This window comes from Candidatus Kryptoniota bacterium, from assembly GCA_036567965.1.
Lineage (GTDB): Bacteria > Bacteroidota > Ignavibacteria > Kryptoniales > JAKASW01 > JAKASW01.
Genome location: DATCTN010000024.1, coordinates 70,264 through 76,263 on the forward strand (window position 1 = coordinate 70,264; position 6,000 = coordinate 76,263).

2 protein-coding genes are annotated in these 6,000 nt (G+C 51.9%); both read left to right on the forward strand.

The genetic code is table 11. The annotated features are described in order from the left end of the window. Nucleotides 1–51: 51 nt before the first annotated feature. Nucleotides 52–4,275, forward strand: a complete 4,224-nt coding sequence (locus VIS48_10215; GenBank protein ID HEY9166522.1) for a response regulator — start codon at nucleotides 52–54, stop codon at nucleotides 4,273–4,275. 27 nt (nucleotides 4,276–4,302) lie between these two features. Next, nucleotides 4,303–5,292 carry a glycosyltransferase gene (locus VIS48_10220; GenBank protein ID HEY9166523.1) on the forward strand — a complete coding sequence of 330 codons (990 nt, stop codon included), beginning with the start codon at nucleotides 4,303–4,305 and terminating at the stop codon, nucleotides 5,290–5,292. Nucleotides 5,293–6,000 lie beyond the last annotated feature (708 nt).

Sequence of the window (6,000 nt, forward strand, 5' to 3'; positions counted from 1 at the left end):
CTCACACTAATAGTCGCCGCGCTTGCAGCGGTCATCCTTCGTTTGAGGTTCGTGCATAAGCGAGAACTTGCCGAGAGCGTGAAAGATCACGACTTGCACGCGGCGAAATTCAGGGAGAATTTTCTCAAATCCCTTTCTGTCGTCCTACCCGGCAAAACCATGGGCGAAATCTTGCCTGCGATTGCCGAAGCCGTGAGTCAGGCATTCGAATCCGATGCTTTTATTTTTGAACGGACGGACGAGACCGCAAACCTTTTATCATACACATCTAAGAAGAGCGGTGACATCGCCTCCCTCGCCTCGAGAGCCGGAATCAAATTCGATGCTCACAAAATACCGTTATCCCGGGAGCGAGTAAGATTATTCGAAGCGGGATTCAGGGGATACGATGAGCTGTTTCCTCTCATTGACGATCTCGTCACGTCCGCGGCTTCACGCAAGATCCAGCGTGAGTTAAAAGTCGAGGAGGTCGCATCCGTTTCGGCAAAAGCCGATTCGGGCACGTGCGTGATATTGCTCCTGCTACCGGCGAAAATTCCCGGGATGAAGGAAGAGCTTGAACAATTCGCATCGCTCCTCGCAACCGCGTTCTCGATCGTTGACCTGAAGACGAAGGTCAAAGAGTTCGAGGAAAAATTTGACGAGCAATTCATCGCTGCCAGAAATGAACTTCGTGCGCGTGAAAGCGCACACCTCTCCGTCTTTAGCGAGATGACGCTTCCCGCTGCATTAATCGACAAGCACGGCCTGATTATCGAATCGAACGAGGCACTGGGTAAACTCTTTGCTGCGGGCATGAACCCCGTTGGTCAGCCGCTGTTTTCCGTAATGGATGAAGAACATCGCCGCGGATTCGCATCCCTTCTGATGAACCTGCCGACGGAGGCAAGCTCCGAGACGGCGGTTAAGATCTCTGGTAAGAGTTACAAAGTTCACATCGTTCCGTCGAAATTTGAAGGAGACGGGCGCCTGAATATCGCGGTTTACTTCTTCGACGAGACACCGATATTGAATGTTAAGGAAGAACTCGGCCGGACAATAGATTCGCTGCGAGCTGAAAAAGAATCGGCGGAAAAACAGGCGGCGGAAGAACGGACACACCTGGATGAGGTGATCCGCAATTCGGAAGTACCGCTTCTTGAGGTAGTCGATGATAAGACAGCCGTTGCTAGTAAGAGTCTGAGAGAGCTTTTTACGATTAAGGACGGCGAGTCGTTGAACGAGTTTGTCACCGGGAATGGGTTGACGGATTTTGAAAGCGGCGGGAATGGATTTGAGGCGACGGATCGGAATGGACGCTCCTTCATCGTGGAAAAATGGATATCTCCTCCCGGCACTTTCTATTCCTTCACGCAAACAACCGATTTGAAGGCGGCTCGCGCTGAAGCCACGAGGTTGGCTTCGGAATCGGACGAACTTTTTAATGGTCCGCTGCCTACTGCTTTCGTAAAAGGGAACGAGCTGGTCAAGACTAACCCGGCTTTTGAGACGGTATTTGCGGAGGCCCTCTCATCAGACCGCACTCTCGAAGGCTTGCTAAAATATCTTGGTGAATCACCGGGACCGTTCCTGGCTGAGCTCCAATCCGGTGCAGTGGCGTCCCGCACTTGCAGGACTAAGGACGGAAGATATTTGAATCTCAACGTTGTCGACGCCCACGATTTGATTCTGTTGTATGCCGAGGACATCACAGATGAAGAAAATGTCAGGCAGGAGCTTAGAAGGACGCAGAATCTGCTTTCAGACTCTCTCGAGTCGTTCTCCGGCGAGCCGTTCTTCATTGTTGAGGGTGGGATCGTAAGTGCGGCTAACTCTGCTGCCCGGGAGAAACTTAATATAAAACTCGACCAGCCCTTTGAGGGTGGCACGATTCTCGCGAGCTACGGCTTCTCCGCAAAGGATGGGACTCTTGAACTCGACGGTGTCGTCCACAAAGTGAATGTTGCATCATCAGGAAATTCGATCGTCTATAGATTTGAGGAGGTCACGAGGGACATCCAGCAGAGATCTGAAATAGACCGGCTCGCCCGTCGACAGGATATTTTAAAAGAGCTTTCAAGTTCTGATCATTACGAAAGCATACTTCAGAATCTCGCGGAGATAATCAGGATAGATGGGATCGACGTCGTAAAGATCATCAGCACAGGTACAATCCTTGAGGCAAAAGCGACGGCGGAGATATTGCTTCAGACCTTTCCTTCCGAAAAGATCGAGCCTTCACGCACGCTGAGTCTTTCTCCTGAAGACATCGCGGTGATTGACAGGGGCGAAGCCTCGAGGGAGGAGCTGCCGAATACGACGTTCATGAGCGTTGTGTCCGGAGACTATTCGAAGTTGATGATTTCAAGCAGCGCGGCTGGAGATTCCCGCGGCTTTGCTTCGATTGCGCTCCAGGAAGGCGAAATCCGCAAAGAGATGGTTGAGGAACTTTCCCATGTCCTTAAGGTCGCATCTTCTGTTGCGATCGGAATCTCGACACGCGTTTCGGCGGAACGCAAGTTCGAGTCAAGCGACAAGGTCACCCGGGCGCTCGTCGGGTTGACCGGTATCGGAGATGAAGGATTTGAAGATGCCGCCCGCAAATCGGTCGATCTCCTGAGACAGATCTTCGCTCCCGACTCCGTCGGAATATATAGAGCGGAAGGTCCGGTGCTTGAAAAGGTCGCAATGAACGGTTCGCTCCCCGACAACCTTTCTCTTCCCGATTTGAAATTCGGAGCACTTGTTTCCTCGGGTCAGCTCGAGACCGGAGAGCTAACAGGTTCAGAGGGACTGTACTACGCGGTCAAGTCGCGGAAGAAAGATCTTGTAATGATTTACAAGTTCATAGGAATTCCGCCGGCACCGTCCGAACTGAGCGCGATCGGGTCGATATCGCTCGATCTTTTAGAATCCAGGAGGGGATCGGAACATCAAACAAAAGTTGCCGGCCAGCTTTTGGATGAGTCGAAGCAGATTATTGAGTTCATGACGGGTCTCACGGGAGCCGCGAGTTCCCAAGACATTCTTGCGGCGCTGCGCCTGGTGCTTGAGCGTAAGTTCGGCGCCGACAACATAAGCGTGGGCACACAGGATACTCCGGATGATTCACTCAAACCGATGGAGCTTCGGGAGGAAAAAGCGGGCGAGAGCACCCTTTACAGAATCAACCTTCTGAATTTCGGATCAGGCATTGTGACCGTGAAGTGTCCGGGTAACGCCTTCTCCCGCAATGTAGTCAGGCTCGCGATTGACGAACTGAAGAGCAGTCTCGTCACCAAACTCCCCGTTCTGCAACGGGAGGCCGAACTCATGCGCGGTGAGCTCGACAAGGCGAAGAGCGACCTCGCCTCGATGAGGGATTCGGTCGATAAGGTGCCGTCTTCGATGAGGAGTGCGCGCATCAAAATCGACAACGCGCTCTCGCGACTTCCATTCATACAGGGTGAAGACCGGCTTCTCCAGGAAATAAGACTGCAGCTCGCCGCGGCGGTAAAGGACATTTCCCAGGACGTCGACACTTCGACGAAGAACCAGGACGACATTTTTGAAGATGTCCGGGCGACTATAACGGGTCGCGAGGGCTCCAAGGCAAAATTCAAGAAGATCGACATATCCGTCCTGACCGACTTCAAAGCTCCTGGAACATCCTTTGACCTGATAAAAGATCTCATCGTCAACTTTCTTATGGTCGCGGATGTCAGAGAGAGCGAAGTCATATTGATGACTGCACAGCCGAGTCCGGGCGAAGCGGCAAGCGGGAAGGGTAAGCATGTCAGCGTAAGACTGATCGCGCCTGAAGATGATATGGTACACGACGATCCGATCAGGAACAATGTCAGTATCCAGACACTCATCGCGAATGTGGAGAAGATGGGTTACGAGGTCGACACGCGCGCGCTCGGCAACGAACTCACTCTTGATATTTGTGAAGTAAGGTCGGTCGAGGGTTCTTCGCAGCAGACCATCAGAGCGCTGCTCGTCGAAGATGACCAGGTCCTGGCGCACGAGGAATCGCAGAAGCTGATAGAGGTTTTCACACTCCTGAAAGTGGCAAGCGATGCGGTGGAGGCTGCAATGATAATCGAGTCCGCGAAATTCGACATAGCGTTCGTGGACTTGACCCTTCCAGCAGTCAATGGAAGGGAGCTCTGCCAACAAATCAAGAAAGAACAACCAGCCTGTATCACGGTTCTTCTCACCAATCGTGAGGGTGAGGAGAGATCGGAAGGAGTCGACCGCATCCTTGAAAGGCCGCTCGACACAAGAGTCTTAAGTAGTCTCACCAGGAAATAATCCCGCCAACCAGATCCGAGACGGCATATGTCCCCCAAACTCTCTCTTTGCATGATCGTAAGAAACGAACAGGATTATTTACCCAAATGTCTCGCAAGTGTAAAGGGTATTGTCGATGAGATAGTGGTCGTCGACACCGGCTCGACGGACAATACGCTGCGCATCGCCGAACAGCATGGCGCCCGCGTGGTCAACCAGAAATGGGGGAATGATTTCTCAAGCGCGCGTAACAAATCCCTGGAGCTTGCCACCGGCGATTGGATCTTGGTACTGGACGCGGATGAGGAACTATCACCGGAAACACGGGCAAAGATCAAATCACTGATCAGCGGAACGAAAGCCGACGGATTGGAAGTGTGTGTTAGGAGCCAACTCCCTGAGGGTGATGCCGCAGTCTTCGAGGACACGATCCTGGTCCGGTTGTTCAGGAACAAGAAGGATTACCGCTACTTTCTGCCCATTCACGAACAGATTAGACAATCAATTGAGAGACACGGCGGGACAATAGCGCCGTCCGACTTGATGATAACGCATCACGGCTACGCAAAAGGAGAGGTGCAGGGCATAGAATCGCGGGCGGAGCGTAATCTGAAACTGCTCTATTCAACTTTGACTGATTCGAAAGACAATCCGTACATACACTACCAACTCGGCGCGACTCTTATGAGCGTTGGCAAGCGCGACGAAGCGTATGAGCATTTGACAAAAGTCTTGCGGATGGACTATACCGGTCTCGGCAGCAGCATACTCGACAAACTTTACATGAAGATTTCGCAGCTCTCGCTCGAACGTAATAAATTCGGTGAGGCGATCGAGTTTGCGGAAAAAAGCCTGGAACATAATCCGCACAACGAGATTTCGCAGTACGTGGCGGCGATCGGATATCTGTCGAACAAGCAGATAAAGGAAGGTTACAGCTACCTTCTCAGGATCCGCGAAACGCGTGACGGGAATCTCAGAATCGGGGCTCAGCTCAGCGACCTCATAAGTGCGTGTGAGAAGGCGTTGAACATCTAGTTACGATCCAGGCCGCCGGATCACCAATCGCCGCGGTCTCACCTTAAAGTTCCAATAATCATTTCCGATAGTAATTCTAAGGCGCGGTAGTGAGAGCAGAGCTGCCGGGTTGACTCTGCCGCGCTGGCTCCTAGCTCGATATCGACAACGAACATCTTCCTGTCGCTCCGAGGTAGTCAGACTCTTTTTTCGGACGACCGAGGAATTTTCCATACGTCTCCGCAAATGTATCATTGAGGAATAGTCCACGAGATTCCTCGTCGTCACAAGGCCACTACTCTCCAGACTCCTCGCAATGACATTAGTGCGATTAACTGTCATTAGGACAGACTTCACTGTGAGTCAACCAGGTTGAGGACTTAATGTCTGATAATCTCGAAAGGTGGGTCGCAGTGGGAACCTCTCCGGGTAGTGGCTCAGTTTGATTCATGATAGAAGAAACTCACATACGGCCTCAGGAAAAAATGGCGATTAGGAAATTTCCTGGGTGGGTTTAAGAAACGAATACTGTTCGACGGCGCCGTTAGGCGCCTAGTTTATTCGTTTCTTCAATGTGGAAATTTCCAGCCATTTTTTCCGTAAGCTACACTTCACGAAACGTTTCGTGTAGTGAACGCTTGACTTTTTTCCGCCGGAGGACGGATCCGCTTTGGCGGACTTTGGTACTCTCTGGAGCCTGTCCCGACCTTCGTCGGGATGTCAAGACAA